At 46.1% G+C, this 25,130-nt stretch carries 30 protein-coding genes and 2 pseudogenes; 18 read left to right on the top strand and 14 right to left on the bottom strand.

Features of this window, described 5'->3' with window-relative positions; genetic code table 11:
- Positions 1–46 precede the first annotated feature (46 nt).
- Positions 47–943 carry a DUF5996 family protein gene (locus tag CHL76_RS06795; protein ID WP_094908158.1) on the top strand — a complete coding sequence of 299 codons (897 nt, stop codon included), beginning with the start codon at positions 47–49 and terminating at the stop codon, positions 941–943.
- A gap of 41 nt (positions 944–984) precedes the next feature.
- On the opposite strand, the gene CHL76_RS06790 is transcribed toward CHL76_RS06795, so the two are convergent.
- Positions 985–1,305 carry a hypothetical protein gene (locus tag CHL76_RS06790; protein ID WP_094908157.1) on the bottom strand — a complete coding sequence of 107 codons (321 nt, stop codon included), beginning with the start codon at positions 1,303–1,305 and terminating at the stop codon, positions 985–987.
- Between the two features lie 172 nt (positions 1,306–1,477).
- The gene (locus CHL76_RS06785) at positions 1,478–2,014 is read right to left on the bottom strand and encodes a macro domain-containing protein (RefSeq protein WP_094908156.1); all 537 of its coding nucleotides are present in this window, start codon (positions 2,012–2,014) and stop codon (positions 1,478–1,480) included.
- A gap of 138 nt (positions 2,015–2,152) precedes the next feature.
- Here CHL76_RS06785 and CHL76_RS06780 point away from each other — a divergent pair, with 138 nt between their 5' ends.
- A complete protein-coding gene (locus CHL76_RS06780) occupies positions 2,153–4,183 on the top strand; it encodes a heavy metal translocating P-type ATPase (protein ID WP_094908155.1) in 2,031 nt (676 codons plus the stop codon).
- A 58-nt stretch (positions 4,184–4,241) separates the two neighbouring features.
- Here the strand turns inward: CHL76_RS06780 and rpiA are convergent, their stop codons facing one another.
- On the bottom strand, positions 4,242–4,925 hold the full coding sequence (rpiA, locus tag CHL76_RS06775; RefSeq protein WP_094908154.1) for a ribose-5-phosphate isomerase RpiA: 684 nt from the start codon (positions 4,923–4,925) through the stop codon (positions 4,242–4,244).
- Positions 4,926–5,166: 241 nt separating this feature from the next.
- Between rpiA and CHL76_RS06770 the strand changes: the two genes are divergently transcribed.
- Both CHL76_RS06770 and CHL76_RS06765 read left to right on the top strand, forming a co-directional pair.
- Complete coding sequence (locus CHL76_RS06770) at positions 5,167–6,225, top strand: sulfotransferase family protein (protein WP_079474523.1); 1,059 nt, start codon at positions 5,167–5,169, stop codon at positions 6,223–6,225.
- A gap of 93 nt (positions 6,226–6,318) precedes the next feature.
- Complete coding sequence (locus CHL76_RS06765; protein ID WP_079474524.1) at positions 6,319–7,452, top strand: alcohol dehydrogenase catalytic domain-containing protein; 1,134 nt, start codon at positions 6,319–6,321, stop codon at positions 7,450–7,452.
- A 160-nt stretch (positions 7,453–7,612) separates the two neighbouring features.
- Here the strand turns inward: CHL76_RS06765 and CHL76_RS06760 are convergent, their stop codons facing one another.
- From CHL76_RS06760 to CHL76_RS06715, 10 genes are all read right to left on the bottom strand, one after another.
- Positions 7,613–8,161: a GNAT family N-acetyltransferase gene (locus tag CHL76_RS06760; RefSeq protein ID WP_094908153.1), complete on the bottom strand. Its 549-nt coding sequence runs from the start codon at positions 8,159–8,161 to the stop codon at positions 7,613–7,615.
- Positions 8,162–8,257: 96 nt separating this feature from the next.
- Complete coding sequence (locus tag CHL76_RS06755; RefSeq protein ID WP_079474526.1) at positions 8,258–8,449, bottom strand: YwbE family protein; 192 nt, start codon at positions 8,447–8,449, stop codon at positions 8,258–8,260.
- A gap of 96 nt (positions 8,450–8,545) precedes the next feature.
- Positions 8,546–9,472 (bottom strand): prenyltransferase, encoded by a 927-nt coding sequence (locus CHL76_RS06750; RefSeq protein ID WP_094908152.1) that lies wholly within the window; start codon positions 9,470–9,472, stop codon positions 8,546–8,548.
- Positions 9,473–9,595: 123 nt separating this feature from the next.
- Positions 9,596–10,771, bottom strand: a complete 1,176-nt coding sequence (locus CHL76_RS06745; RefSeq protein WP_094908151.1) for a chromate transporter — start codon at positions 10,769–10,771, stop codon at positions 9,596–9,598.
- A 17-nt stretch (positions 10,772–10,788) separates the two neighbouring features.
- Positions 10,789–11,094: a PadR family transcriptional regulator gene (locus CHL76_RS06740; RefSeq protein ID WP_079474529.1), complete on the bottom strand. Its 306-nt coding sequence runs from the start codon at positions 11,092–11,094 to the stop codon at positions 10,789–10,791.
- 155 nt (positions 11,095–11,249) lie between these two features.
- Positions 11,250–11,990, bottom strand: coding sequence for a class D sortase (locus tag CHL76_RS06735; RefSeq protein ID WP_094908150.1), 741 nt, complete (start codon positions 11,988–11,990; stop codon positions 11,250–11,252).
- A 131-nt stretch (positions 11,991–12,121) separates the two neighbouring features.
- Positions 12,122–13,162: a DUF6612 family protein gene (locus tag CHL76_RS06730; protein ID WP_143747446.1), complete on the bottom strand. Its 1,041-nt coding sequence runs from the start codon at positions 13,160–13,162 to the stop codon at positions 12,122–12,124.
- Between the two features lie 170 nt (positions 13,163–13,332).
- Positions 13,333–13,698 (bottom strand): DMT family transporter, encoded by a 366-nt coding sequence (locus tag CHL76_RS06725; RefSeq protein WP_079474532.1) that lies wholly within the window; start codon positions 13,696–13,698, stop codon positions 13,333–13,335.
- 16 nt (positions 13,699–13,714) lie between these two features.
- Positions 13,715–14,026 (bottom strand): DMT family transporter, encoded by a 312-nt coding sequence (locus CHL76_RS06720; RefSeq protein WP_079474533.1) that lies wholly within the window; start codon positions 14,024–14,026, stop codon positions 13,715–13,717.
- The gene (locus CHL76_RS06715; protein ID WP_094908148.1) at positions 14,026–14,556 is read right to left on the bottom strand and encodes a TetR/AcrR family transcriptional regulator; all 531 of its coding nucleotides are present in this window, start codon (positions 14,554–14,556) and stop codon (positions 14,026–14,028) included. Before CHL76_RS06715 ends, CHL76_RS06720 begins: the two co-directional genes overlap by 1 nt.
- Before the next feature lie 175 nt (positions 14,557–14,731).
- On the opposite strand from CHL76_RS06715, the gene CHL76_RS06710 reads away from it, so the two are divergent.
- From CHL76_RS06710 to CHL76_RS16985, 10 genes and pseudogenes are all read left to right on the top strand, one after another.
- Positions 14,732–15,826 (top strand): GGDEF domain-containing protein, encoded by a 1,095-nt coding sequence (locus CHL76_RS06710; RefSeq protein ID WP_079474535.1) that lies wholly within the window; start codon positions 14,732–14,734, stop codon positions 15,824–15,826.
- Positions 15,827–15,957: 131 nt separating this feature from the next.
- Positions 15,958–16,335: pseudogene (locus CHL76_RS17455) on the top strand (PAS domain-containing protein); the annotation flags it as partial.
- A gap of 15 nt (positions 16,336–16,350) precedes the next feature.
- Positions 16,351–16,872 (top strand): methyl-accepting chemotaxis protein, encoded by a 522-nt coding sequence (locus CHL76_RS17450; protein ID WP_371862269.1) that lies wholly within the window; start codon positions 16,351–16,353, stop codon positions 16,870–16,872.
- A 156-nt stretch (positions 16,873–17,028) separates the two neighbouring features.
- A complete protein-coding gene (locus tag CHL76_RS06700; RefSeq protein WP_079474537.1) occupies positions 17,029–18,096 on the top strand; it encodes an NAD(P)H-dependent flavin oxidoreductase in 1,068 nt (355 codons plus the stop codon).
- 62 nt (positions 18,097–18,158) lie between these two features.
- Positions 18,159–18,578, top strand: coding sequence for a DnaJ family domain-containing protein (locus CHL76_RS06695; RefSeq protein ID WP_079474538.1), 420 nt, complete (start codon positions 18,159–18,161; stop codon positions 18,576–18,578).
- A gap of 223 nt (positions 18,579–18,801) precedes the next feature.
- Positions 18,802–19,824, top strand: coding sequence for a sodium:calcium antiporter (locus tag CHL76_RS06690; RefSeq protein ID WP_307725199.1), 1,023 nt, complete (start codon positions 18,802–18,804; stop codon positions 19,822–19,824).
- A gap of 148 nt (positions 19,825–19,972) precedes the next feature.
- A pseudogene (locus tag CHL76_RS17445) lies at positions 19,973–20,275 on the top strand (hypothetical protein); the annotation flags it as partial.
- Between the two features lie 49 nt (positions 20,276–20,324).
- On the top strand, positions 20,325–20,528 hold the full coding sequence (locus CHL76_RS17250; protein WP_233133248.1) for a helix-turn-helix domain-containing protein: 204 nt from the start codon (positions 20,325–20,327) through the stop codon (positions 20,526–20,528).
- A 172-nt stretch (positions 20,529–20,700) separates the two neighbouring features.
- A complete protein-coding gene (locus tag CHL76_RS06680; RefSeq protein ID WP_079474541.1) occupies positions 20,701–21,249 on the top strand; it encodes a DUF2812 domain-containing protein in 549 nt (182 codons plus the stop codon).
- 33 nt (positions 21,250–21,282) lie between these two features.
- Positions 21,283–21,450: a hypothetical protein gene (locus CHL76_RS16985; RefSeq protein WP_158219092.1), complete on the top strand. Its 168-nt coding sequence runs from the start codon at positions 21,283–21,285 to the stop codon at positions 21,448–21,450.
- A 19-nt stretch (positions 21,451–21,469) separates the two neighbouring features.
- On the opposite strand, the gene CHL76_RS06675 is transcribed toward CHL76_RS16985, so the two are convergent.
- The gene (locus CHL76_RS06675; RefSeq protein WP_233133247.1) at positions 21,470–22,105 is read right to left on the bottom strand and encodes a class I SAM-dependent methyltransferase; all 636 of its coding nucleotides are present in this window, start codon (positions 22,103–22,105) and stop codon (positions 21,470–21,472) included.
- 231 nt (positions 22,106–22,336) lie between these two features.
- On the opposite strand from CHL76_RS06675, the gene CHL76_RS06670 reads away from it, so the two are divergent.
- From CHL76_RS06670 to CHL76_RS06655, 4 genes are all read left to right on the top strand, one after another.
- The gene (locus tag CHL76_RS06670; protein WP_079474543.1) at positions 22,337–22,597 is read left to right on the top strand and encodes a metal-sensitive transcriptional regulator; all 261 of its coding nucleotides are present in this window, start codon (positions 22,337–22,339) and stop codon (positions 22,595–22,597) included.
- Between the two features lie 512 nt (positions 22,598–23,109).
- Positions 23,110–23,562, top strand: coding sequence for a hypothetical protein (locus CHL76_RS06665; RefSeq protein ID WP_079474544.1), 453 nt, complete (start codon positions 23,110–23,112; stop codon positions 23,560–23,562).
- Positions 23,563–23,650: 88 nt separating this feature from the next.
- A complete protein-coding gene (locus CHL76_RS06660) occupies positions 23,651–23,998 on the top strand; it encodes a YflT domain-containing protein (protein ID WP_079474545.1) in 348 nt (115 codons plus the stop codon).
- 139 nt (positions 23,999–24,137) lie between these two features.
- Complete coding sequence (locus tag CHL76_RS06655; RefSeq protein ID WP_244897337.1) at positions 24,138–24,944, top strand: ZIP family metal transporter; 807 nt, start codon at positions 24,138–24,140, stop codon at positions 24,942–24,944.
- Positions 24,945–25,130 lie beyond the last annotated feature (186 nt).

The following is a 25,130-nucleotide window of genomic DNA, read 5'->3' as shown; positions in this document are numbered from 1 at the left end:
TCATCAGAAAGCGAAAAAAGCTTCCGGGAGAAAGGGGTAACGTTTAATGGAAATCATGCCTTTTAAAGAATGGAAGGACACAAAACTGACGCTGCAGCTTCTGTCTCAGATTCTTGGTAAGATACGGCTCGAAACAGCTCCGCAGGAGCCTCAGTGGGCGCACGTGATGCTTGAGATTACTCCAAATGGCTTCTCTACAGGGATGCTGATCCAGGACGGGAAAGCTTTTGAACTCGAAATAGATATCCGGAACAGCCTTCTTCTGGCGGTTGTGGAAGATACTGTGGAAACCACAAAGCTTGAAGACGGAACGCCTATTCAAACGTATTACGAATGGATTTTCAGCTGTCTTCATCAGGCAGGCATCCACGTGCGCATCTATCCCAAGCCACAGGAGATGCCAGTGACGGTTTGGCTTTCTGAAGATCAGGTGCATAAACGGTACGATGCTGAAAAGGCCATGAAGGGACTTAAAATGATGCAGGCGGCGTATCAGGAAGAATTAGCTTTTATCGGACCACTGCGAGGCCGCAAAATTAAACCGGGTTTATTCTGGGGCACCTTTGACGTCTCGACGCTCATCGTGGAAAATATTCCAGAGCCGTTTCCCGAAGATAAAACGATTGAAAAGGCAGCTTTTGATGAACAGTTTATCGAGCTTGGGTTTTGGCCCGGTGATGATAATACAGACCATCCTTCCTTTTTTGTCCTGCCATACCCTTTTCAGCAAAAGGATTTAAACAGCCCGGCAATCGAGCCTAAAGAAGCCTATTACGATCCACAGGCGAGCGAATACTTTCTTCCTCTTACAGACAGCTTTGCTGGCTCGACTGTGCAGCAGTTTTTCCGCACTACGTTTGCTTTTCTGCACGCCGAGCTTGGCTGGAAGGACCCTGAATATTTTTACCGGCCCCTCCTGATGAAAAAACCTCCTACCATTTAGTAGAAAAACCCCGCACAGCACTGGCTGCACGGGGTTAATATTTATATGACCAGAATGCGCCCATCTTCATATACATGGTACGTCTGAAGCAGGCCATCTTCTCCCTGTTCAATAAGCGAAGGATTCAACGCCTCTACCTGATAGTAAGTCTGGCCTTCTTCATTGCTGGAAGGATACTGGTCAACTTTTAATTCTGCTTCTGTGCCTTTCTGATCATGCACCGTCTGAACCGCTTCATAAGGGGTGAATTCCTGTTTCTGCTCCTGCTGGACAGTTGTTGGAGTTTCAGAAGCGTGCGCCGGAACAGCCGATCCTGTCACAAATAGAGCTGCGAGACCGAAGACAGTAAAGAATTTTTTCATATATAGTCTCCTTTCAAAGAAAGATATGTCTCTATTTTCCCTTCGTAAAAGGAAACGTAACCAGCAGCGGCAGATTCAATTCGAAAGTTGGAGCACCTTAGCCGAATAGTCACGAACCAGTAGTTTAGTGACAGTTATTTTTTATTGCTGCGGTCCTTGGTTCTTAGAGAGGTTAGGGCGAAACAGCCTGCTCGATATATTTTTCGTAGACGGCAGCGTCCTGGTCACTAAAGAGCACAAACCGGATATGCTGGACAGAAGCAGCATGAGAAAGTCTGTCTAAAAAGGGAGGCATAAAGTCTTCAAGAGCTTCCTCAAGGGGATAGCCAAAGGCCCCAGTGGAGAGGGCTGGGAATCCAATGCTTGCAATCTCTTTATCTTCGGCCAGCTGCATAGTATTAAGGTAGCAGGCACGAAGGAGTTCGTCTGAAGGCTTGTCGACGCCGTAGACGGGACCGAGGCAGTGAATAATATAATCGTTTGGCATTTGAAATCCTTCCGTAATTACTGCTTCCCCGGGAGAAATAGGAGCCAGCGGTTTGCAGGCTTCTTCGAGCCCCGGACCTGCCGCCCGGTGAATGGCACCGGCGACTCCTCCGCCGGTTAAAAGCTGGGCATTGGCGGCATTGACTACAGAGTCGAGGTCGTCCTGCTTTGTAATATCGCCTTTAACAGATTCGATGATGATACCCTGATATTCGGTCTGCATAAAATTGTCGCCTCCTAATACGTAGTTTGCAGAGCTCTTTTCCCTTATCCTTGCTTTGTTATGCGAAGAGTCTTTTGTTTATCATTTTTTATACAGGGGTAGGGTATTTATAGGAGTTATATTAAAGGAGGCGGAGTAATGGCACATCAGCACGGCGACCATGGACAGGGGCATCATGAAGAGCATGAAGAACACGAAGGTTACGGCGATGGTCATGATCATCACGAGCACCATAGCGCTATGATTGCTGACTTTAAGCGAAGGTTTTTCGTATCAGTCATATTGACCATTCCTATTTTGCTTTTGACCCCAGTGATCCAGGGGTTCCTCGGCCTGGACTGGGCTTTTCCTTCTGATCAGTGGATTCTTTTCGGACTCGCAACAGTCGTATTTTTTTACGGCGGATGGCCGTTTTTAACCGGAGCAGTAGACGAATTGAAGCAAAAAAGTCCGGGAATGATGACGCTGATTGGACTTGCTGTCGTCGTAGCTTACGGCTACAGCACGATGGTGGTATTTGGCTGGGAAGGCACTCAGTTTTTCTGGGAGCTTGCTACATTAATTGATATCATGCTCCTCGGGCACTGGATCGAGATGCGCTCGATTATGGGTGCATCGAACGCCCTGCAGGAGCTGATTAAGCTCATGCCTCATGAAGCCCGCCGGGTGAAAGCAGACGGTGATACAGAAGAAGTTAGCGTGGACGAACTTCAACAGGGAGACCATTTGCTTATTAAGCCGGGGGAAAAAGTGCCGGTGGACGGCACGATTATTAAAGGAAGGTCCTCGGTGGACGAATCCATGCTGACCGGGGAGTCGCTCCCCGTGGAAAAGAACGAGCAGGATGAAGCAATTGGAGGAGCAGTCAACCAGGACGGAAGCTTAACAATTGAAGTAACAAAAACCGGCGATCAGACGTATCTTTCGCAGGTAGTTACGCTTGTACAGGAGGCACAGGAGTCCAAGTCGCGGGCTCAGGACCTGGCAAACCGGGCAGCTAAATGGCTGTTTTATGCTGCGCTCGGGTCGGGTATCGTGACGTTTGTTATCTGGCGGCTGGTAAGCGGTTCGACAGACAGTGCAGTAGAACGGGCCGTGACGGTGATGGTTATCAGCTGTCCGCACGCCCTTGGACTCGCAGCTCCTCTTGTCGTCTCTGTCTCTACGGCATTATCTGCAAAACAGGGACTGTTAATTCGTAACCGGTCGCCATTTGAAAGTGCGCGGAAGCTTGATGCGGTCATCTTTGATAAAACAGGAACACTGACACAGGGAAGCTTTGGCGTAACCAATATCGTGCCAAGCAACAGCCATTCAGAAGAGCAGGTCCTTGAATTTGCCGGTTCTGTGGAGAAGGAATCGGAGCACCCGCTGGCGGAAGGAATCGTTAATGAAGCCCAAGCTCGCAGTATCAAGCTGCACACGGTAGAAAATTTCCAAACGATGACCGGTCAGGGACTCGAAGGATCTGTGAACGGGTCTGCAGTGAAAATTGTCAGTCCCGGCTATATGAAAGACCAGCAGCTGGCGTATGATGAGAAAACTTTCCAGGAAAAAGCAGAAGAAGGAAAAACGGTGGTATTTGTACTGGTCAATGGAGAACTGACCGGTATGATAGCGCTCGCTGACATGGTAAGGGATTCTGCCAAAGAAGCCGTGAAGCGCCTAAATGAACAAGGAATCAAATCGATTATGCTTACAGGGGACAATCAGCGGGTAGCAGATTGGGTAGCCGGCCAGCTCGGTATTGAAGAGGTCTACGCGGAAGTGCTGCCGGATCATAAAGCAGAGCAGGTGAAGAAAATACAGCAGTCCGGGCGGAAGGTGGCGATGACGGGCGACGGCATCAACGACGCGCCGGCACTCGCGACCGCAGACATCGGTATTGCAATTGGCAGCGGCACAGATGTCGCCATGGAAACGGCCGACATTGTGCTTGTACAGAGCAATCCACTCGATGTGCTTTCCGTTATTGATCTTTCCGGGAAAACGTACCGGAAAATGGTACAGAATCTCTGGTGGGCTGCCGGCTATAATATTGCAGCTATTCCACTTGCCGCCGGAGTACTGGCACCAATTGGCATTCTGCTCAGTCCGGCTGTCGGGGCTTTATTAATGAGTATCAGTACGGTGGTAGTCGCTATCAATGCGCAGTTGCTGCGAATGTAGGAAAAACCCGGAAGGCTTTCTGCCTCCGGGTTTGTTAACGGAATTATAATGGTTGATTTTATCGTTTATTTTCGAACATTTCTGCTCCGCTGTCTGTACCTGCAATGACGATATCTACCTGATCGGCAAATAAACCAGTTTCTACAACTCCGACCAGCTGAATTAGCTGGTTGTGCAGCTCATCCGGGCGCTCGATCAACTGAAAATCACAATCAATCACGTAATTGGCGTTATCTGTTTCAAATGGAGCACCATGGCTTCGGCGGAGGACAGGGTCGCAGCCAAGCGATTGGATGTCACGTACTGTTTTCTGCCATCCGAAGGGTGTGACTTCGACCGGCAGTGGAAAGGAGCCGAGCTGTTGGACAATTTTGCTTTCATCCACAGCAATAATCACCTTATCTGCGGCGTCAGCAATAATTTTTTCCCTTAACAGGGAGCCGCCGCCTCCCTTAGTCATATGAAAGCCGGGGGCCACTTCATCTGCCCCGTCAATAGCCACATCTGCTTTCGTAATTTCGGTAGAAAAGTACACGAGCGGCACGTGAAATTCCTTGGCCCATTGTTCTGTAGTGGGGGAGGAGGGGATACCCTGGACATGCATCCCTTGCTGCACCAGTTCTCCGAGCTGCTGCATAACCCAGTACATAGTGGATCCGGAGCCCAAGCCGACAATAGAATTATCTGGAATATACTCAACAGCTTTCGCTGCTGCATCTTGTTTTTGCTGTTCCCTGGACATAAGAAAGCTCCTTTAGGATGTATTTAAGCAGGCTATTTCCTTTTCGGCGTTTGGTCAAACCTGGCGAAAGCCAAACCCTCCGGATGCAGCCCAAGCTGTTGATTTCGTCAGAGGAGCCTTCTCCTGCTCATATTTTTCCTCTTGCACTGAAATAATCTGAAAGCAGCTTCGGACGTCATAATCACGATAAAAGTGGGTAGAGGAAAAGGTGAATGTATCATGATAAAAAGGAGGGTGTTCAATGACTGAACCAGTGTTTATTATTTCCACCGGAAGAAGCGGATCAACAGCCGTGTCCAACTGCATTAACCTCCATCCTAAACTTGTGAGCCTGTCCGAAATGATTCTTTCTGTCCATTACAATTTCGGGATCAGCGGGGAAGGATGGAAGGGATTCGATAAACAAGTTTGGACAGGCAAAGAGTTCTGGGAGCTGCTTGCCCAAAAAGAACCGGTACGCCTGGCCCCGTATGAAAAGAAAGGGCTTTACAATAAAGAAATTCTCTATGAAAGAAAAGAAAATTCTCTGTTTAACGAAAAAACAGGGCTGCCGGCTATTGCTTCAATCACTCTTCCTCATTTAACTAATGAGCCGGACAAGCTGTATCAAGAGCTTAAAGCAGTGGTACCGGCCTTTCCGGAAGGTTCGCTATCAGAGCAGTATCTGCGGTTGTTTGAATGGATGCAGGATCGTTTTGGAGGCGACACCAGTGTCGAGCGTTCCGGGTTTTCTACAGACGCAGTGGAATACTTAATAGACATGTTCCCGAACGCAAAATTTATTTTTTTATACCGGGACCCCCGTGAAATTGCTGTAGCTTTTAACCGTTTTCAGACGATGAAAATGGGAAAAACCATCTTAAAAGCGATGGAAGATACAGGGCTTGATCCTTCAGACCCTTCCACCGAGGCCGAAAAGCTTGGTGTCTATCAATGGCTGCATCCAGATTATTTTGAACTTGAAAAGCTGCACCAGGTGGAGATACCTTACAATGAACTCGGGTCCTGGATTTCAAAATCACTGCTGCATGCAGGCCGGGTGATCGAAAGCCTTCCGGAGGCTCAGCAGCACTGGCTCCGATACGAAGAATTACTGCAACAGCCTGAAAAAGAATTACGGAGCCTGATTGCATTTATAAACCCGCCCTCTGTATCGGGAGAGGAAAATGAAGAATGGATTAAGGCGGGTGCCAGCCGCATCAATCCCAAGCCTGATACGTGGCCCGGTCTTCCAGAAGAGAAAATAACGACGCTCGAAAAAGCGGTGCAGCCGGCCCTTCGTTATTTAGGATATGAATAACTCGAAGTTTACGAAGTCATATAAACGGAAAGAGTATTTAAAACCAGTAACTCCAGACACAGATCAAAATAACAGAAAGGCTGGTCTAAAATAATGAAGGCAGTAACGATTCAAGGCAAAGAACACATGGAAGTCAAAGAAGTCGCAGACCCGAAAATTGAACGCAGCGATGACATGATTGTACGCATTACAGCCAGTGGTATTTGTGGATCGGATTTGCATTTATATAAAGGCGGTATTCCAGCTCCGGAGGATTATGTTGTCGGTCATGAGCCAATGGGGATCGTAGAAGAAGTCGGCTCTGATGTCAAAACATTAAAAAAAGGAGACCGCGTTGTCATCCCGTTTAACATTGGGTGCGGGGAATGTTATTACTGTACTCACCAAATGGAAAGCCAGTGTGACAATTCAAACCCGCATGCTGAAATGGGCGGTTTGTTCGGATTTTCTGAGGATTTCGGTAACTTCCCGGGCGGCCAGGCAGAGTATCTGCGCGTGCCGTATGCTGATTTTACTTCCTTTAAAGTACCGGAAGACAGTGAACTGAAGGACGAAAGCGTATTGTTCCTTTCTGATGTCGTGCCTACTGCATTCTGGAGCATTGAAAACAGTGGAGCGACTTATGGGGATACGATCATTATTTTAGGCTGCGGGCCGATCGGATTAATGGCCCAGAAGTTTGCGTGGATGAAAGGGGCTTCCCGAGTTATTGCTGTGGATCAGGTGCCTCATCGTCTTGAGCATGCAAGAAGAACAAACAATGTGGAAACGTACAACTTCAGCGATACGAAAGAAATAGGCAAGCTTCTTCATGAAAATACAAAAGGCGGGGCAGATGTAGTAGTGGACTGTGTAGGCATGGATGGTACCGTGCCGCCGGACACAACATTCGGTTCCGAGAGTGACAATCAGTTTGGTACCATCAGCCCGATTGTGACAGCTTCTCAGTCCGTGAAGAAAAACGGAGTAGTACAGCTGACTGGTGTTTACGGCACAGAAGCCAACAGCTTCCCAATCGGTGACTTCTTCACGAGAAACGTCGCGCTTACGATGGGCCAGGCGCCGGTCATCCACATGATGCCTAGCCTGTATCGCATGATTGAAAACAAACTATTTGACCCGACCGATATTATCACACACCCTATTCCATTAGAAGATGCGGCTGAAGGCTACCGTATCTTTGATGAAAAAGAAGACGGAAACATTAAAGTGATTTTGAAGCCTTAAAATAATACTAATATAATAAATGCGGGGTCCTTATGCGAATATAAGGGCCCCGCATTTATTATGGTGATAAAGTGTTAATTGATTAGAAGAATAAAATATAGATGCGTGTGAAAGTATGAAACTAGATAAGAAATAAAATGTTTCACGTGAAACACTTTATTTATGAGTTCTTATAATAAATAAGGTTGTCTGTCCATGTATCATTTTCATAAATGAACTTATGGCGTGTACATTCATATTCCATCCCGGCTTTTTCTGCAATAGAGATGGAGGGCTCGTTATCTACATTAATGTGGGCTTCAATCCGGTGAAAATGCAAATCTTCAAAAGAAGCCTTTAGAACCTCACGTACAGCTTCTTTGCCAAAACCCTGATTCCAGTGCTGGTTATGGATAATATAGCCCAGCATCCCCCACTGGAATTCCTCGCGTATTAGGGTAGTGATGTCTGCATGCCCCAGGTGGCTGCCGTTTTTGTGGAAAATATCGTATACATAAGTGCGGTCCTGCTCAGCCATATCCTCGCGCTGCTGAATCATATTTGTAAATTGCCGTTTAGTAAAGCGGTTGATTTTGGGACGTCCAGGATCATAAAAATGTTGAGGTGCTTTTCGCTCCGAGAGTGCCTGCTTGTAGTTATCGAAGTCATTCGGCTGCAACGGGCGCAGGATTAACCGCTCCGTACTCCTTCCTTTTTGCTGGAATTTCACTATAAGCCTCCTGTCATTGATATATTAATATAGTTTATTTTCGTTTTATAAAATGAAAAAACTCCGTCTCTTTGAGCAAAGAGAGGAGCTTTCATTCTAATGAATATGCTTGACGCGGCCGACCTGGCCGTCTTCAAGCCGGACTTTTATGCCGTGCGGATGGCTTGGGGAATTGGTGAGCAGATCTTTGACTACTCCGCGGGTCAGTGCGCCGCTTCGCTGATCTTTTTTTAAGACAATATCCACTTCCGCTCCCGGGGCAACATCTTTACGCTTTGTGCCGTCCATAGTATACCCTTCCTTTCAAAGGTGATGCTTTATTATAGCAGACAATTAAAAAGAGAAAACAACAAATTCCCTTTCTAAATCGCTGCATTGCCGATTCTAAATAAAAATACCCAGCCACCCAGCGTTTATCATGGCAATCAGTAAAAGAGTCTTTTCAACAGCTGATACATGCTCGGGGTTGGAGTTATCCATGCGGCTGACGAGTATAAGGGACGCTGCCATAAGTATGGCAAGCCCGATAGCGGCCTCCAGGCGTTCGCTCCCGAGCCAGAAAATGGATAGAGCCGAGACTGCTAAATAGCATACAGCAGGCATATGGGCATAAGGAGAGCCGAATTTACGGGTGAACCATACTACAGTGGTTCGCTTTTCGGGAGAGGCCTGCATATCTGCTTCCCGGTCCGGAATATGATGGACCATCACCCAGGCAAGACAGATCATGGCATTGATAAACGCGTTCTGCAGGGCCCACTCGGGCACCGTGCCGAGTGCCAGCCAGGCTCCACCGATGCCAAGAGAAAATATGGATGGAAAAAGGCTGATCCATTCTCCGAGAAATGGTTTGTAGCTGAGACTGAGTGGGGGCAGGGAGTAAGAAGCAGCTGCGAAGACTCCGATAAGAAGAAGCACGCCTACTTTAAAATAGCCAAAAATAAAGCAAAGTACGGCAGCGCCAATTAATGAAATAGCGAGCCATTTTCCCACCAGCCACAATGATTTGAGCGACATGGCGTTAGTCTGCAAAACCCGGCTGCCCCCGGAAAGGATAGCCGGGCTATGTGCATCGGTCCCGGAAAGGTAGTCAGCGTAATCATTAAAAGCGTGAGTGAGAAGCCCGTGGATAAGAAAAGCTCCGATGGCCAAAAGAATAAAAATAGCTGTTAAATAAGGAATAGAGAGCGACGAATACAAAAACAGCGGCAGCATTGTAGAAACGATGGTAGCAATGCTCGAAGAGATAACAGCAATGGCACGGACGAGCATCCAGGCACTGCGCAGCGTACCGGCGAATTGGTTGGCCATTCACATCTTTCCTTTTTCGTTCCTGATAATTTCAATTTTTTCTGGTACCAGTATCCCATTTCTTGAAGACTTCGTACAGCAGCTGGGCGTATGTACTGAAAAACAGCATTAAAAAAACGCTGTTCATAAAAGAACAGCGCCTGCAGCTGCCCCGCTCAATACGATGACCCACGGCGGCAGCTTCCAAAAAGCAAGCATTGTAAACAAAAAAGCAGCGAGTATAAAGTCAAGCGAGGTCGTAATTGATGACGTCCAGATTGGATTATAAAAGGCAGCAAGCAAGATGCCGACGACCGCGGCATTCACGCCGGTTAAAGCCCCTTTTATGTGGGTGTTTTTACGGAGCAGGGACCAAAAAGGCAAAGCTCCAATGATTAACAGAAACGCGGGCAGAAAAATACCTGCAGAAGCGATAAGGGCACCCTGCCAGCCAGAAAGGACAGTCCCCAGATAAGAAGCGAAGGTGAATAAAGGCCCCGGCACAGCCTGGGCCGCTCCGTAGCCTGCGAGAAACGTCTCTTCACTCATCCACCCGGTTGGGACAAATTCCCGTTCCAGCAGAGGAAGAACCACGTGGCCGCCGCCAAATACAAGCGCTCCGGCCCGGTAGAAACTGTCGAACATGGCAATGAAGGTAGAACCGGTCCAGTCCCGCGCAAGCGGAAGGACAGCGAGCAGAACAAAAAAGAGAGTCAGACAGAAAACCCCTGTTTTGCGCGATACGGTTTCGATGACTGCCGTATAATCTGCCTCCTGGGCCGAGCGGTACAGCAGCCAGCCGGTACCGCCTGCTGCGAGTATGACTAGCACCTGTGCAAGAGAGGTCTGCCATAAAAGTGTACCGCTCATGGCGAGCAGAGCGATGGTACGACGCTGAAGATCGGGAGTGAGTTTTTGCGCCATGCCCCATACTGCGTGGGCCACTACCGCCACCGCCACGATTTTAAGCCCCTGAAGCCAGCCGGCATCACTGACATCAAGCCCTTCAAGCAGGAGGGCGAATATCACCAGGGCAATAACAGAGGGGAGGGTAAACCCTAGAAAAGAAATAAATCCTCCCACGGGCCCGCCTCGGATGATCCCTATTCCGATGCCCACCTGGCTGCTCGCAGGACCGGGAAGAAACTGGCATAATGCGACCAGGTCCGCATAGCTCTGTTCGTCGAGCCATTTTTTTCGCCGCACGTATTCTTCGTGAAAATAGCCTAAATGGGCGATGGGCCCTCCGAAAGAAGTCAGGCCCAGCCGTGTGGAAATTAAAAATATTTCCATCCATTTTTGGCCCAGGGTTTTTTCCATGCTGTTCTCTCCTATCCTTACTTAATTTCTTTAAACAATTCGTAAGCTTTTGCGCGGGCTTCCTGCAAAATGCGGCCTCCTTTGTCGGTAGTGGTGTAGTATTTGCGGATCTTTCCGTTTACGTTTTTGTTTTCTTTGTGTAAGAGACCGTCACTTTCCATTGTATGAAGAATGGGATAAAGAGTGCCTGCGCTCATGGAATAGCCGTGCTCCTGCAGCTCTTCGAGCATCCACTGCCCGTAAATGGGATGCTCGGAGGCGTGATGCAGAATATGAATATGAATAAAGCCTAAGAAAAGCTTACGAAGTGTTTTGTCTTCCATGATCAATCATCCTTTCGGTATTCGATATCGAAAACCGATATCGATAGAATAACAATTCAATTTCATTATAGCAAGAGGGAGATATACATTTAAATCGATGCTGAAGAAATGAGAAAACGGCTCTGCCGGTTGGCCGGCGGAGCCGTTCTGAATGCTTACAGGCTGTTTGTCTGTTCGAGTGTGGCTTCTACAATGTAACGGTCAGGAGCGCTGCCGATATAATCAAAAGGGTAACAGGTAGTAAGCGTAAGCGTTGGTTCCTCTTTATCAACAATTACGGAGCGGTCTTCTGCATCCGTCACCCATGTTTTCTGCAGCCGGTAAACGTATTGGGTATCGTCATATTCGACGATGAGAGAGTTCCCGTCTTCAAGGTTGTCGAGTCCCGTAAAAACCGTGTCCCGGTGACCGCTGAGTACTGTATGGCGGGACTCCGCCGGAGTGGTTGTCCATTCGCTGACATACATGCCAACGCCCTGGTCAAGCGATTCGTCGTCTGTACCCCAATAGACAGAATAAGAGTTTCCAAGCTCCGGGATTTTTAATTTGGCTACATTTTCGCCTTTACTCCATTTTTCTATTTCATCGCTCATCACTGGTGGAGTTTCGTTGTTTTCAGAGGCGGGGACTTCGCTTGTACCGCTGTCTGAATTTTCTCCTTCAGGCAGCGTGTAGGCCTCAGGCTCTTCGGCAGCATCTTCGCCGGAGGAATCGTTCTCCCCTTCAGAAACATTTTTATCCGGGGTTTTCGGTGCATCGTCCGAAGAATCGGCGATGACATCTTCTTCATTCGTAGAGATTTTATCTACTCCGGCTCTGGCGTCAAACCACTGATAACCGAAGTAGCCGGTGATGCTCAGGCCGATAACAATCATCGCAATAAATATTTTTTCCATATATGTTCACTCCAGTAAAGGGACATAACGGACCATAATAGACGTTACTATTATTTCCATAATACACGTTCAATAAAGAAAAAAACAACCTTCACCGAGAAGGAGAAGGCTGCTGCGTGGTTAAAAGTGTATTATGCCTGCTGACGGCGTCTGGTCCAAAGCAGTGCCCCGCCGGCAATCACGCTCAGGGCCAGGCCGGCAGCCATATAAGCCGGCTGGGAGCTGGCTGTTTCAGGCATTTCTCCGCCTTCAGCGTCTTCTTCCATGGAAGCGTCTTCTCCGGCCATGCCTTCTTCAGGCATCTCTTCCATCTCGTTCATTCCATCCATGCCTTCCATTTCATCCATCGGTACAGCGTTGTCCATAACTTCCTCTGGAACAGTAATATCACTCACGCTGTTGAAATTGGAATAAGTGGAATCAGCTGTCAGCTTCATGTCTGTTGTAATTTCTTCCATATCATAAGAAGCATCCAGGTTAATAGTGCTCGCTGTCATGTAGTGCGTTTCCTTATCCAGGGTTAAGCTCATGGAGACATCCTTAATATCGATCATGCTCCACGTTTCTTCCAGCATTTCTTCATTTGCCATGCCGCTTCCCATATCAGACTGCATCATTTTACTGGCCGCTTCTTCTATTTCTTCACCGCTTCCTTCGTAGGTGAGTACGTAGGAATTTTCTGTCTCCTCTATGTCCATTTCTTCAGCGAAGGCTTCCGATGCTTCCATATGCATGCCGGGGCTTGTAGTCATCTCTTCCATGCTCCCCATCATATCAGCGGGCATCATAGTCCAGCTGCCATCCGGCATTTCGACGTAGTAACCGTCTTCTGTCCAGTACATTTCTGTAGACACTTCTTCACCGCTGACTGGATCGACTGTGTTAGTTGTCTGGTAGAGGGCGAAAGGATCCATTGTAATATCCTGCTCCGAGGTGGAGCTGTTTGTCATTGTTTCACCTTTACCGGCGGCGTTTGTAATTTCCTGTGAAATTTCTGTAGTGGCAGAATAGCTGTCAAGTTCAGCCATCGTTTCGTTTGACTGCTGTAAAATGTCACCGGTATTCAATTCCTCCGCTTGAGCGGGCACGGCAATTACGCCAAGTGCTAAAACACCGGCACTGCTTCCTGTAATCCACTTTTTCATCATTATTCGTCCTTTCTTTACTTTCATGTATTCATCAAAAGCTTATGTGAAAAAATACTGGCTTCTGGTATTCTATGGTAATTTTACCTTATAAATGTCGGGAGTAAACGCTTTTTTTAAAATTTTATGTAAAAATGTGAGAAAAAAATCCCGCATATCCATGTTTCACGGAGACTGCGGGTTTTTAAAAACGAAGCTTAAGTGTGCCGGGCACGGGGAAAATACTTGCCTTTTCTATTACGGCGGCCACTCTTCACATGAAGCAGGATAAGGCCGGAAATAACTAAAAACAGCCCGATGGCCTTCATCCATCCGAATGATTCCTGAAAAAGCACAATGCCTGCTCCGGCTGTTAAAGCCGTGCCAAGTCCTGCCCAGATAGCGTAAGCGACAGACAGCGGGATCGATTTTAAAGCAAGGCTGAGAAAGAAAAAAGCACTAATGAATGCTATAAAAACAGTTAGAGAGGGAATAAGGTTGGTAAATCCTTCGGAGAGCTTTAAAGACGTAGAAGCAACGACCTCAAATAAAATGGCGGCCAATAATAGAAGAGCAGCACGCATAATTTGTCCCTTCCTTTCATCCTAAATTCATCATAAGAATACCGATTACCAGGCAAATAATGCCTCCGGCGTTCGTTTTGTTCATTTTTTCCCTGAAATAAAAAACTCCAATGCCGGTAGTCAATATGGTGCCAAGGCCGCTCCAGGTAGCGTAAACAACACCAAGAGGGAGAGTCTGAAGAACTAGAGCAAGCAGATAAAAAGCAATGCCCATACCCGCTGCAAACCCGAGAGAGGGAAGCAGCCGGGTAAAACCATACGAAAGCTTCAGCATGGAGGAGGCAAATACTTCGCAAACGACAGAGATAATAATGAGCGCATAAACCATTACAGCTCTCCTTCGCCGAGACGGTTCAAAAGATTTTGAAGCAGGCGTTCAGCCTGTGAAAGAGGCATGGTGTTAATCTCAAAAATATGGGAGAACCAAATACCGTCACTTAACAGCCGGATCATGGAAGCATCATCAGCATGAAAGGTGTCAGAAGCAAAAAGTGTCTCCCAGCGTTCGTTGTATTTTTTCCAAAGGTCGAGCACTTCTTTATGATCAGCAAGGGTGGCCAGCAGACTCGCATTTATTAAAAAATTACTGCCTGAACGAAGCTCTTCGAGTGTTGCTTCTGCATATGCTTTAATATAACTTCCCGCCACATGGCGTTTTTCTTCAATTAATTCATGAAAGCGTGCAAGCGCATAAGCGTTCATCTCATAAATGAGCTGTTCTTTATTAGGAAAATGATAAAGCAGGCCGCCTTTACTTACATCAGCTTCTTCTGCCACCGCATGGAGCGTAAGACGGTTAAACCCTTCCCTGCGGATAATACGGGCAGCAGCGTGCATAATATCTACTCGTTTGCTCATTGTTAATTCTCCTTATAGTTAACAGTCTGGACGGTATAGTAAGTAGTATAGCAAAGAAAAGGTGAAAAGGCGAAAAAGAAGCCCAGGTATCCCAAACCAGCGTAGAAACTACATCTTAAAAGGATCGAACCACGGGATACATTCGTGCACGGGGACTGAATGATGGGAGGGGGCCATGGTGTTAAGTCAGCTTTTTGTTAATTTAACTATTTTGGTGTCATTCCTTTTCTTTTATTATCAAGTATTCCGGGAGCACTCTTTTTCACACATTACTACTACACCGGTGAGGTTGATGACTGGCGTGCTCTTTGGATTGCTCGGCATGGTTTTAATCGAGTTTGGCATCAAGGTTAATGAATACACGCTGATCGACCTTCGCCATATTCCAATTATGATCAGTGCTTTGTTTGGAGGATGGATGCCTGCAGTCACAGCTGCGGTTATTATTTCGTTTTCCCGTCTCGCATTTGGAGGGGGAGTAATCGTTTTGTACCCGCTCAGCATGATTATTTTCAGCACGGCGGTATCGGTTTTTATCGCCCGTGCGGTACGGGACCCGTGGCTTGCAGCATTCTATATGCTTCTCAGCTCCAATCTCTATTTTCTCGTTATCATGCTTTATCAGTTAAACACTGTCGCTCTTTATACAGAAGTAGCGCTCAGTTATTGGTTTGTTTCATTTGCTGGAGTATTCGCAGCTGTATATATGGTAAAGCGGCTGACTTATTCCAACCAGCTGCTTCACAAGTACCGTGCAGAATCCTTAAAGGATCCTCTTACGGGCCTTGATAATCCAAGGAGCTTCACTTATTCCTTAACAAAAAAACTGGAGCAGGCTTCGAAAACAAAGCAGGCAGTATCTCTACTCATTATTGACATCGATCATTTTAAAGATATTAACGATCAATACGGTCACGCAGCCGGAGATGACATCCTAAGGCAGCTCGGCGCGGTGCTTCTCGAAATGGTCCGGCCTGAGGATTCTGTATATCGTAAAGGCGGGGAGGAATTTACAATCATATTGTTCGGCTGTTCCGGTTTTAGGGCAGCTGGTATCGCTGAACGCATACGTCAGCGGGTGGAAAAATATCCTTTCATAACAGAGCACCGGACATTGAACATTACTGTGTCAACCGGAGTTTCTACTTTCCCTGATACTGCTGTGGAGGAGAGAGAGCTTTTTAAACAGGCGGATGAAGCTTTGTACCAGGCAAAAGATCAAGGCCGTAACCAGACATGTATGTATTCGAAAAAAGACCTTAAAGAATAGGTCTTTTTTATTGTTATTGAATAATTAAGACTTTTTTATAAATATGTATTAAAAAAAGTGTTTTTAAAATAGCCTAATGGGTATAAAGTATTAATGATATATAATTAAAAAGAACTAGAGAGGTAATAGTAATGCAAACAATAAAAAACAATGACCAGGTTTTAGAAGCGTCCCAGGTATTGCGTGCGCTTGAGCAATCGCTTGCTTTAATTGAATTCGACCTCAATGGAAGAGTTTTGTGGGCGAACCGCCATTTTGCTGCTGCAATGGAATACCATGAAGAAGATATGGCTGGTATGCACCACCGGCAGTTTTGTACCCCGGATTTCGCCTCAAGCCGGGATTACGAAAAATTTTGGCAGGATCTGCGCGCGGGAAAATCTTTTCAGGATAAAATCCAGCGGATGACGAGAAGCGGCAAGCTGGTAAGGCTTGAAGCTACGTATATGCCCGTATTTGATGATAGGGGGAAAGTACATGCCGTATTGAAGGCAGCGACAGACATTACACTTCGGGAGAATGAGATGACAAAAGTTTCGAATTCCGTACAAAGTATGTCTGAGGAGCTGTTGAAAAGAGCGGAGGACGGGATGATAAAAAGCCGTGATATCACCGAAAGCTCTCATCAGGTGGTGGAAGAAGCAAATAACAACCTGGTGATTCTCGCATCATTGGAACAGCAGGCAGATTCTATACGCGGCATCGTAAAAACGATTCGTGAGATAGCAGACCAGACGAATTTGTTAGCTTTAAATGCGGCCATTGAAGCGGCACGGGCCGGAGAACATGGCCGGGGGTTTACAGTGGTGGCAGATGAAGTACGGAAACTGGCGACGAGGGCCCATTCCTCTATCCAGGAGGTAAACGGGCACGTTGAGGGCATCACCGGGGAAGTAAGTAAAATAAGCGAAGGCACGCTCCGTTCCCAGAAGGGGATGGAAAACAGCCAGGAGCACATCAAACAGGCTGTGGAAGAATTTGAACACATTGGCACAGCAGCGAGGAGCCTGGAAGAACGGGCAAAACAATTTCGGAATATTTTGTAAAAAGCAGCGGGCTTATGCCCCCTGTTTTTTTGTTCGAAAAACGCATACTGAAACTTTAGGCTCGATGCAAAAGATTCAGGCGTGTCTGGTGTCGTGATATAATAAATACATTTCCAATTAATTGTATAAAACATTGTCATAAAGGAGAGAGCATACATGGCGGCACGTCCTGAATTACTTATGCGTCTTCGAATTGAAAAACCCATTATTCAAGCCGGGATGGCAGGCGGGATCACTACCCCGGAGTTAGTAGCAGAAGTCACAAAAGCTGGCGGACTTGGAACTATAGGAGCCGGGTATATGCACGCGGAGAATCTTCGTTCTGCCATCCAACGTGTTAAAAAGCAGACAGAGGGTGCGTTTGCGGTGAACGTTTTTGTGCCGGAAACCCCGGAAGTGGTTCCTGGAGATGTGCAGAAAGCCAATGAAAAGCTCTCCCTGATTCATAAAAAGTTAAATTTAGACTCTGCACCAGTGCCCGAAAAGCTGCCCTCTTTTTTTGAAGAACAGCTCGAAGTTGTTATAGAAGAAAAAATTGAAATCTGCAGCTTTACCTTTGGGCTTCCTTCTCCTGAACAAATGAAGCGGCTGAAAGCCCACGGCGTCTTTTTGATCGGCACCGCCACCTCCGTGGAGGAAGCTGCCCGGAATGAGCAGGCAGGAATGGACGCAGTGGTGGCCCAGGGAAGTGAAGCAGGCGGACATCGGGGTACCTTTGCAGAATCGTTTGAGAAAGCGATGGTAGGAACCATGGCCCTGGTACCGCAGGTCGTAGATAAAGTCGATATTCCAGTTATTGCAGCTGGGGGGATTATGGATGGTCGTGGTGTTCTGGCTGCGCATGCTCTGGGCGCGGAAGCCGTGCAGATGGGCACTGCGTTTTTAACATGCAGGGAAAGCGGTGCCCCGCCCGCCCACCAGCAGGCTGTATTAACGAGTAAAGAAACTGACACTGCCATTACTACTATATTCAGCGGCAAGCCGGCCAGGGGAATAACGAATAAAATGATGGCGTGGATGGAAGCGCTTGATCACAAATGGCCGCCGTATCCAGTCCAGAACATGCTTACCCAGCCAATTCGCCGGGAAGCGGCCAGGCAAAACGAGTCTGCATTTATGTCTCTATGGAGCGGCCAAGGAACACGCCTTAGTGTACAGGAGCCGGCAGCTGCCATGATTAAGCGTCTTATGGAAGAGGCGGAAGAAGCCTGGGAAAGTCTCTAGAAGGACTCTCTGCGCTCTGTTTGTTAAAATAAAATTATCATTAGAATAAAGGAGCAGAACAGATGGCGTTATCGAAGGAATATAATGAGAAGCTGGCTGATGAAAAAGAAGGACTAACGTACCGCGACCCGATTGGTGAATTAATCCGGGAGCACGAAAAAAAAGGCGGTTTTGACAACCTGCAGGGACGTGGGGAGCCGCTTTCGAAAGAATATCTGCAGAACGACACCTTTGATACGCTTTTAAAGCGAAATGGATTTGTGCCTTCGTGGGTTCGGCTTCAGCGGGAAATACGGGAAGAGCTCGAGAAAGTATTGAACCAGCAGTTGTATAAAAAGGCCTCTGAACACCGTATAAAAAAAGAAATCAGCAAAATAAATAAAAAAATTCGTCGTTACAACCAGCTTTGCCCAACGCCGGGTCTGCAGCGCTGTTTAATAGAAATAGACAGTATCCAGGGCCAATATGAGAACTGGCGTTAGGCTGGCCTGAAAACCATGTGATAGTTTCGCGTGCAACCTCGGAGATGTTTATAATATTTTTCGTTTGGAGTCATTGCAGGGATAAAAGCTTTTTACTATTTTAAATATTTAAATATCCTGTAGTGCCTCCTGAGAATAAGAGAATGAAGGTTACTATCATATTCGAGAGGGTAAAACGGGAAGGAGTTCTTTAATATTAAAAGTGCGAAGCTGTGATTTGTAAATAGATGGAAGGAGTCAATGCTTTATTACTGCTACTTTATCAATCGTTGCATTTATACTTTCTGCTGCAGTTTCAGTGTTTTCAGCTGTGAAATTGTCAGGCTATGCAGATATTATCAGCAGAAATACGAAAATTGGCGGTCTGCTTGCGGGTACTATCCTTCTGGCCGTTGCAACGTCTCTTCCTGAATTAACCGCGACGATCTCGGCTAGTGTGATTGGCAACGCCGATATCGCAGTAGGGAACGGACTTGGAAGTATTATTTTTAATATTTTCTTTTTGTTTTTACTGGATATTTACTTTCGAAACAAACGGTTATTTCTTAAAGTATCAGATGATCATCTTTATACAGCCATCATTGCGCTTTTGCTCTGCGTAGTGACGGCCGGCGGCCTAATACTTCACTACCCGCTTTCCTATTTTGGCGTAAGTGTTATCAGCTTACTGGTAGTTATTATTTACCTCGGCGGCATGTTTTATATATCCCAAAAGCAGAACGATACTGCTGAAGAGGAAAAAACAGCTTCGCCGGATCAAAATGTAAACATCCGGCGAACCATTATTAAATTTATCACGTTTGCTGTGATTATTTTTATTTCCGGAAGCACTCTGTCTATATCCGGAGACATTATGTCGACTACTACGGGAATAAGCGCTACAGCGGTCGGCAGTATTCTGGTCGCAACTGCCACTTCCCTGCCGGATGCTGTTAGCGTATTTGTAGCGCTGAGGCTTGCCAATGTGAATATGGCGATTGGTACGATTCTTGGAAGCAATATTTTCAACGTACTCGTAACAGCGATCGGAGACGCCTTTTACCGCGGCGGGAGTATTTGGGTGGATACGAGCAACCAGACCACGGTGGTGGCTGTAGCCGGGTTCGTACTCACGGGGCTCGTAATGATCATTGTGAAAAGGGACCGGACCAGAAATGCGTTTACCTACATGCTCCCTTCGCTAGTGGTAGTGACTGGCTATATGATTATGATTGCTTCTATTTTATTTTATAACGAGAGTGCGTAAAAGCAGGCTGCGGCCTGCTTTTTTTATGCTGGAGAAGTATAGACAGGCACATTAATTGCGCGTGCAACTAATTATTAATGCGCTGGCCAAAGGAAAACAGTGCAAAGCTTTATGTATTTTGGGCAGTTTTTGTCTCCGCTTGTGCTGAATGCTATCGGTCGTTTGGCGGGTAGACCGCTCGGCCCCAATCAATTTATTTATGCCTTTTCAGGAATCACAGCGGTCGCAGCAGCGTTTGTTTTTCTGTTTAAAGCTTTCCAGGGCCGTACAGTTTCGGAGGAGAAGAGATAGCATAACAATTTATTCTGTTGGCAAATGGGCTGCCATTATTCAGCGTTTTACTCACCAGTATATCGATAAACGGTTCAATCATTTTGGTTTAGGGAATACAGAAGGGCTTGTACTTTTAACGCTGTATGAACAGGGAAATGTATCGCAGGAGTATATCACAAGGCAGATAGTGATGGACAAAGCCACCGTCACGCGCGCAATAAAAAGACTTGAAAAAAAGGTATCTTTACCGAAAAGACAGCGTTTCAGATCGGAGAGAAAAGACCCTTTTTCTTACTGGTGCGGCCTGGAGAATAGAAAAAGAAGTCGTGGAAACAATGCAGGAATGGACAGAAATTATGACAAAAGAGTTTACAAAGGAAGAAAAAGAAAGACTTCTGAGGCTTATGGGAAAAGTAGCGGAGAACGCCTGAACCGAAGTCGGCGGCAGGTAGAGTATTTGTGACTGCAGATAGCTCATGGTAGCATAAAGATATATACTTCGTTCAATCTTATGATCTTCCCCGGCGCTAATCTGCCCTTCATCGTTTTTATCTTATTAAATTCCAACTGTGTGTATTTCATATACAGGAGGTGTATAGTTACTTGCGAAGAGAAACCAAATTTTTATTTTCTTTTATGCCTTTCACTACTTATGACAAAGAAAAAAGCCGTTTGAAGGAGCAGCGTCAAAAAGGATGGCAGGTCCAGGACTGCTCTCTGCTCGGGTATTCGTTGTCAGAAGTAAGAGAAGAAGAAAAGGAATACCAGTTCATTATGTCGAAAGACTATCAGGGACTGCGAAAAATTTCTGAAGATGAGTGGACGCTTCTTTGCTCTTCTCCAGTTCTTCACATATTCGAAGGGGAAAAAGACGCTTCTTCCTTTCAGGACCATTGGACGCTTTACTTTTTAGAGGAATACCGGAAAAAGTGCCGACGGTGGGGGATTATGGCTGCCATCAGTGTTCTTTTGTTTATAATCTTTTTACTCCTGGTAATAACTGATTTGAACCTGCCGGGCATGGCGGTGAATTTTGCCTTTTTTATGCTTTCACTGTTCACGGGGATAGTAGCCTTTACAGTGGTCCGGTGGCTCCGGACGCTTACCATCATCAGTCAGGCCAAACAGATTATCAGTATCCGCCCAGAATAAATATTTTATCCTGCACATGAAAGGACGACCTTCATGGAAGAAGAGCTTCGCTATTTAAACGAAGAGGACAGGGAAAGACTGGAAGAAATTCAATCATTGCTTGAAGGAAATATTTCATATGAAGACCAGAAGAAGCTCGTAACAGAACTGGCGATACTGCGTGAAAGAAATGAGCTTAGAAAAAGATCCCGGCCGGAATAGGCACGGGATCTTGCTGTGTTTATTTCTCCGGTTTAATGCATACAGCGACGCCAAAAGGATAGTGGACACCCGGACGAGCGGACCGTTCGAAAGCGACGCCCTGCTGGTAATAAAGCTGCAACTCCTGCCAGGGCCAGGCTTTATCGGTTAAAAGTTCTTTCCATTCCTCCAGGGTTAACTGGTGGTAGTGAAAAGGAGAATTGCTGGGTCTGTCTCTTCCCCGGCCGAATGGCGTAGAAACGACGAGCGTACCTCCAGGCCGGAGCAGGGCATACATGCGTTTCATAAAGGTATGGTCATCAGGCACGTGTTCAATGGTTTCGAAAGAAACAATGGTGTCAAATGTACCTATTCGTGCTGGAAGATTTTCGTCAAGTGCATCTCCGGTCTGAAAGGAAAGCTGGGGATGATAATAGTGTTTTTGGGCAAATGTGATTGCCTCAGCATCAATATCGACGCCGAGAACATGACCCACTTCGCGTTTTTTTCCTTTCGCTGTCATTTGGGCTCCGTAGCCGACCCCGCAGGCAATATCGAGCAAACGCCCCCTGGCATAAGGCATGGCAAAATAATAACGGGCCATATGTTCGAGCAGCATACCATTGGTCGGTTTCATTTTTGAAGGGATGATTCGTTCTCCTGTGTCTTCTAACACGCTCAGTCACCGCTATCTGTATAGTCTTATTCTTTTATCATATAGAAAGAAAGAAGGGGATTGCAAGGATCGAAAACATTTTAAAGGCTAACGGCTGTGCGTGGGCTGTTGTATTTATACATATGTTTGACAAATTCAGCAGTGGCGTTTATATTTTTTATATACCCCTTAGGGTAATGAAAAGATAAATGACAGACATATAAATAATCTATTTGAAAGGAGGAAGTTTTGATGGAATACAATGATCAGATGAAAAACCGGGTAAAACGGGTGGAAGGCCAGGTCCGGGGCATTCTGCGCATGATGGAAGAAGAAAAGGATTGCAAGGAGCTCGTTTCCCAGATGAATGCTGCGCGCACAGCGCTTGACCGCACGATTGGCCTTGTAGTAAGCACAAATCTGGAAGAATGCGTTCGTGAGCAGATAGAGAAAGGAGAAGACAGCGAAGAGCTGATTCAGGAAGCTGTCAATCTATTGGTTAAAAGCAGGTAAATATATTTATATAATGTGTATGTAGGGAAAGTAAAGGCTAAGCCATAAAAATAGACCGGCAAAGAAAAGACCGGCAGCTAGCAAAAAATAAAACAGCCTGTTTAATTGCAACAACCCGCGCAGCCGTGCTCTTCATAGAAGAGCGCGGTTTTTTAGTATGGCATACGTTCCTGATCTTCGTGAACACTTGTTTTTGCCAAAGGTTGTTTTTTGACGTTTTAATATTTCAGCCATAGTGCAAAAAATCAACTGCTCAGCTGAGAGTAGTTGATTTTCTACACACAGCTGTTTCACGTGGAACACTATCCCTGCCTTAGGATAAAATTGTGACGTTTTAAAACTGTCGGCGGGGAAGCCTTTGAAACCGAAATGTAATGACAAGCCTCGTTTATTAAGTATTGCAAATGGACGGAGGCATTATAAAATTCACCGTATGATAAAAGGATAAAAAGGGTATAGATTTTAGGGCAACAGGCACAGGTTAACTAAAATCTAATAAAGGTGGCTTCATAATGCAGAGAGAGGACCAGGAAGTAGTATTTATTTCCGACAAGATTCATGCAATTATTCTTTTTTTGGATGATATAATTATCCAGGAAAAGCACCATATGAAAGACATTGAGCAAATGCAGCCTGAAACGATGAAATCGCAGAGACACAAATCAGAAATCATTCTGAACATTATGGAACGTTCGGCAGAGCTACTCCGGGGAAGGTTTCCGGACTGTTGCGAAGCAGGATCACAGGTGACTTACACTGTGAAAGACCTGGAAAAAGCCAGGGAGGATTTGAAAAACATTCATAATGACACATTTAAAGAATATGGCATTATTAAATCAAACTATGAGCCGGGCCAGGCCAATGAAGATTCCTTTATTACAAAAACGGTGGTAGGCCTGGTTAATTATAATGTCCACTTATTTGAAACAAAGTTTTTGGACTATATGGAACCGCACGCTCTATAGGTGAAAAGTAAGAGTTTAACGGCAGCCGGTTTAAATAAAGCCAGAATTGTTTATTAAGAGTAGCAGTAAGCAGCAAAAGGAGGCTTTTATGAAACCATTTGTTAGAGAATATACCAATGATGAAGCACTGCAGCAGGACGTTCAGCGTCTGGCTGAAAAGGGTATCGATAAAAAGAACGTGTACGTTATGACCCATGATAACGATCGTACCGGACGTATCGCAGAAAATGCGAATGCCAATACCGTCGGAATGAAAGAAGAAGGATTAAAAAACGCAGTAGGAAATATGTTCAGCAAAAAAGGTGATGAGCTTCGCAACAAATTACAGGAAATTGGTTTATCACAGGAAGAAGCCCACGAATATGAGGATGAACTCGATGAGGGGAAAATTCTTCTTATCGTGACAGATACCGAAGGCGTCAACACGATTATTTAATAGCAATAAACGAAGTCGCTTCCTGTACCAGGGGCGGCTTTCCGTTTATAAATTGACAAGCTTCCATTTCAAGGAATAGAATAATGTTAGATTTTCCTTAGGGAAACTTTTTTTAATAGAGCAAAAAGGGGATTGTATTATGGAATGGTTTGCGGAGCTGCATCCTACACTACAGGCATTAATCGGCTCTTTGTTTACTTGGGGCATGACCGCGGCGGGGGCTGCAGTAGTGTTTTTTACGAATAGAAATAACCAGAAGCTGATGGACAGCTTGCTGGCATTTGCCGGAGGGGTTATGATTGCTGCAAGTTTCTGGTCGCTGCTTTCTCCAGGCATTGATATGGCAGAAGAGCAGGGACAGATACCTTTTTTACCGGCTGTTGTTGGTTTTTTGCTTGGCGGCGTGTTTCTTCTTTTGTTGGATAGAGTCATCCCGATGATGAACGAGGATACGTATTTTACAGAGATAAAAGATAAGTACGCCAAGCACCGGACGACAATGCTTGTTTTTTCGATTACGCTGCACAACATTCCTGAAGGTTTGGCTGTAGGTGTTGCGTTCGGGGCACTGGCCTCAGAATTCAGCAGCTCAACGCTTGCGGGAGCCGTAGCTCTTGCTCTTGGCATCGGTATTCAGAACTTTCCGGAAGGCACTGCAGTCTCGATGCCGCTGCGGCGGGACGGAGTATCGAAAAAGAAAAGCTTCTTTTATGGACAGCTGTCTGGTTTTGTGGAACCGGTGGCTGCAGTGATTGGTGCTGCTGCTGTAATCATAATTCAGCCGCTGCTGCCATTTGCTCTCAGTTTTGCAGCGGGTGCAATGATATTTGTCGTGGCGAAGGAAGTTATTCCGGGTTCGCAGGAAAAGGGGAACATACGGCTGGCTACTTTCAGTCTGATGATCGGGTTCAGCGTTATGATGGTGCTGGATGTAGCTTTAGGATAGCACAGAGCACAGGGGCGCTCTGTGCTTTTTTATTTGTACTTAAAGACGTGGGAAGTCTTTGCACAATCGCTGGGGCTGAGCGATAATAAATACATATTTAGTAAGCGGTCTCAATAACGGAGGAAAGATTGAAGATTACGAGGGAAAGGGACCGGATTGTACAAAACCTGCTCTTTTTCTCCTTGC

Source organism: Marinococcus halophilus, from assembly GCF_002265875.1.
GTDB classification, from domain to species: domain Bacteria; phylum Bacillota; class Bacilli; order Bacillales; family Marinococcaceae; genus Marinococcus; species Marinococcus halophilus.
This window is presented reverse-complemented; position numbering and strand designations above follow the sequence as displayed.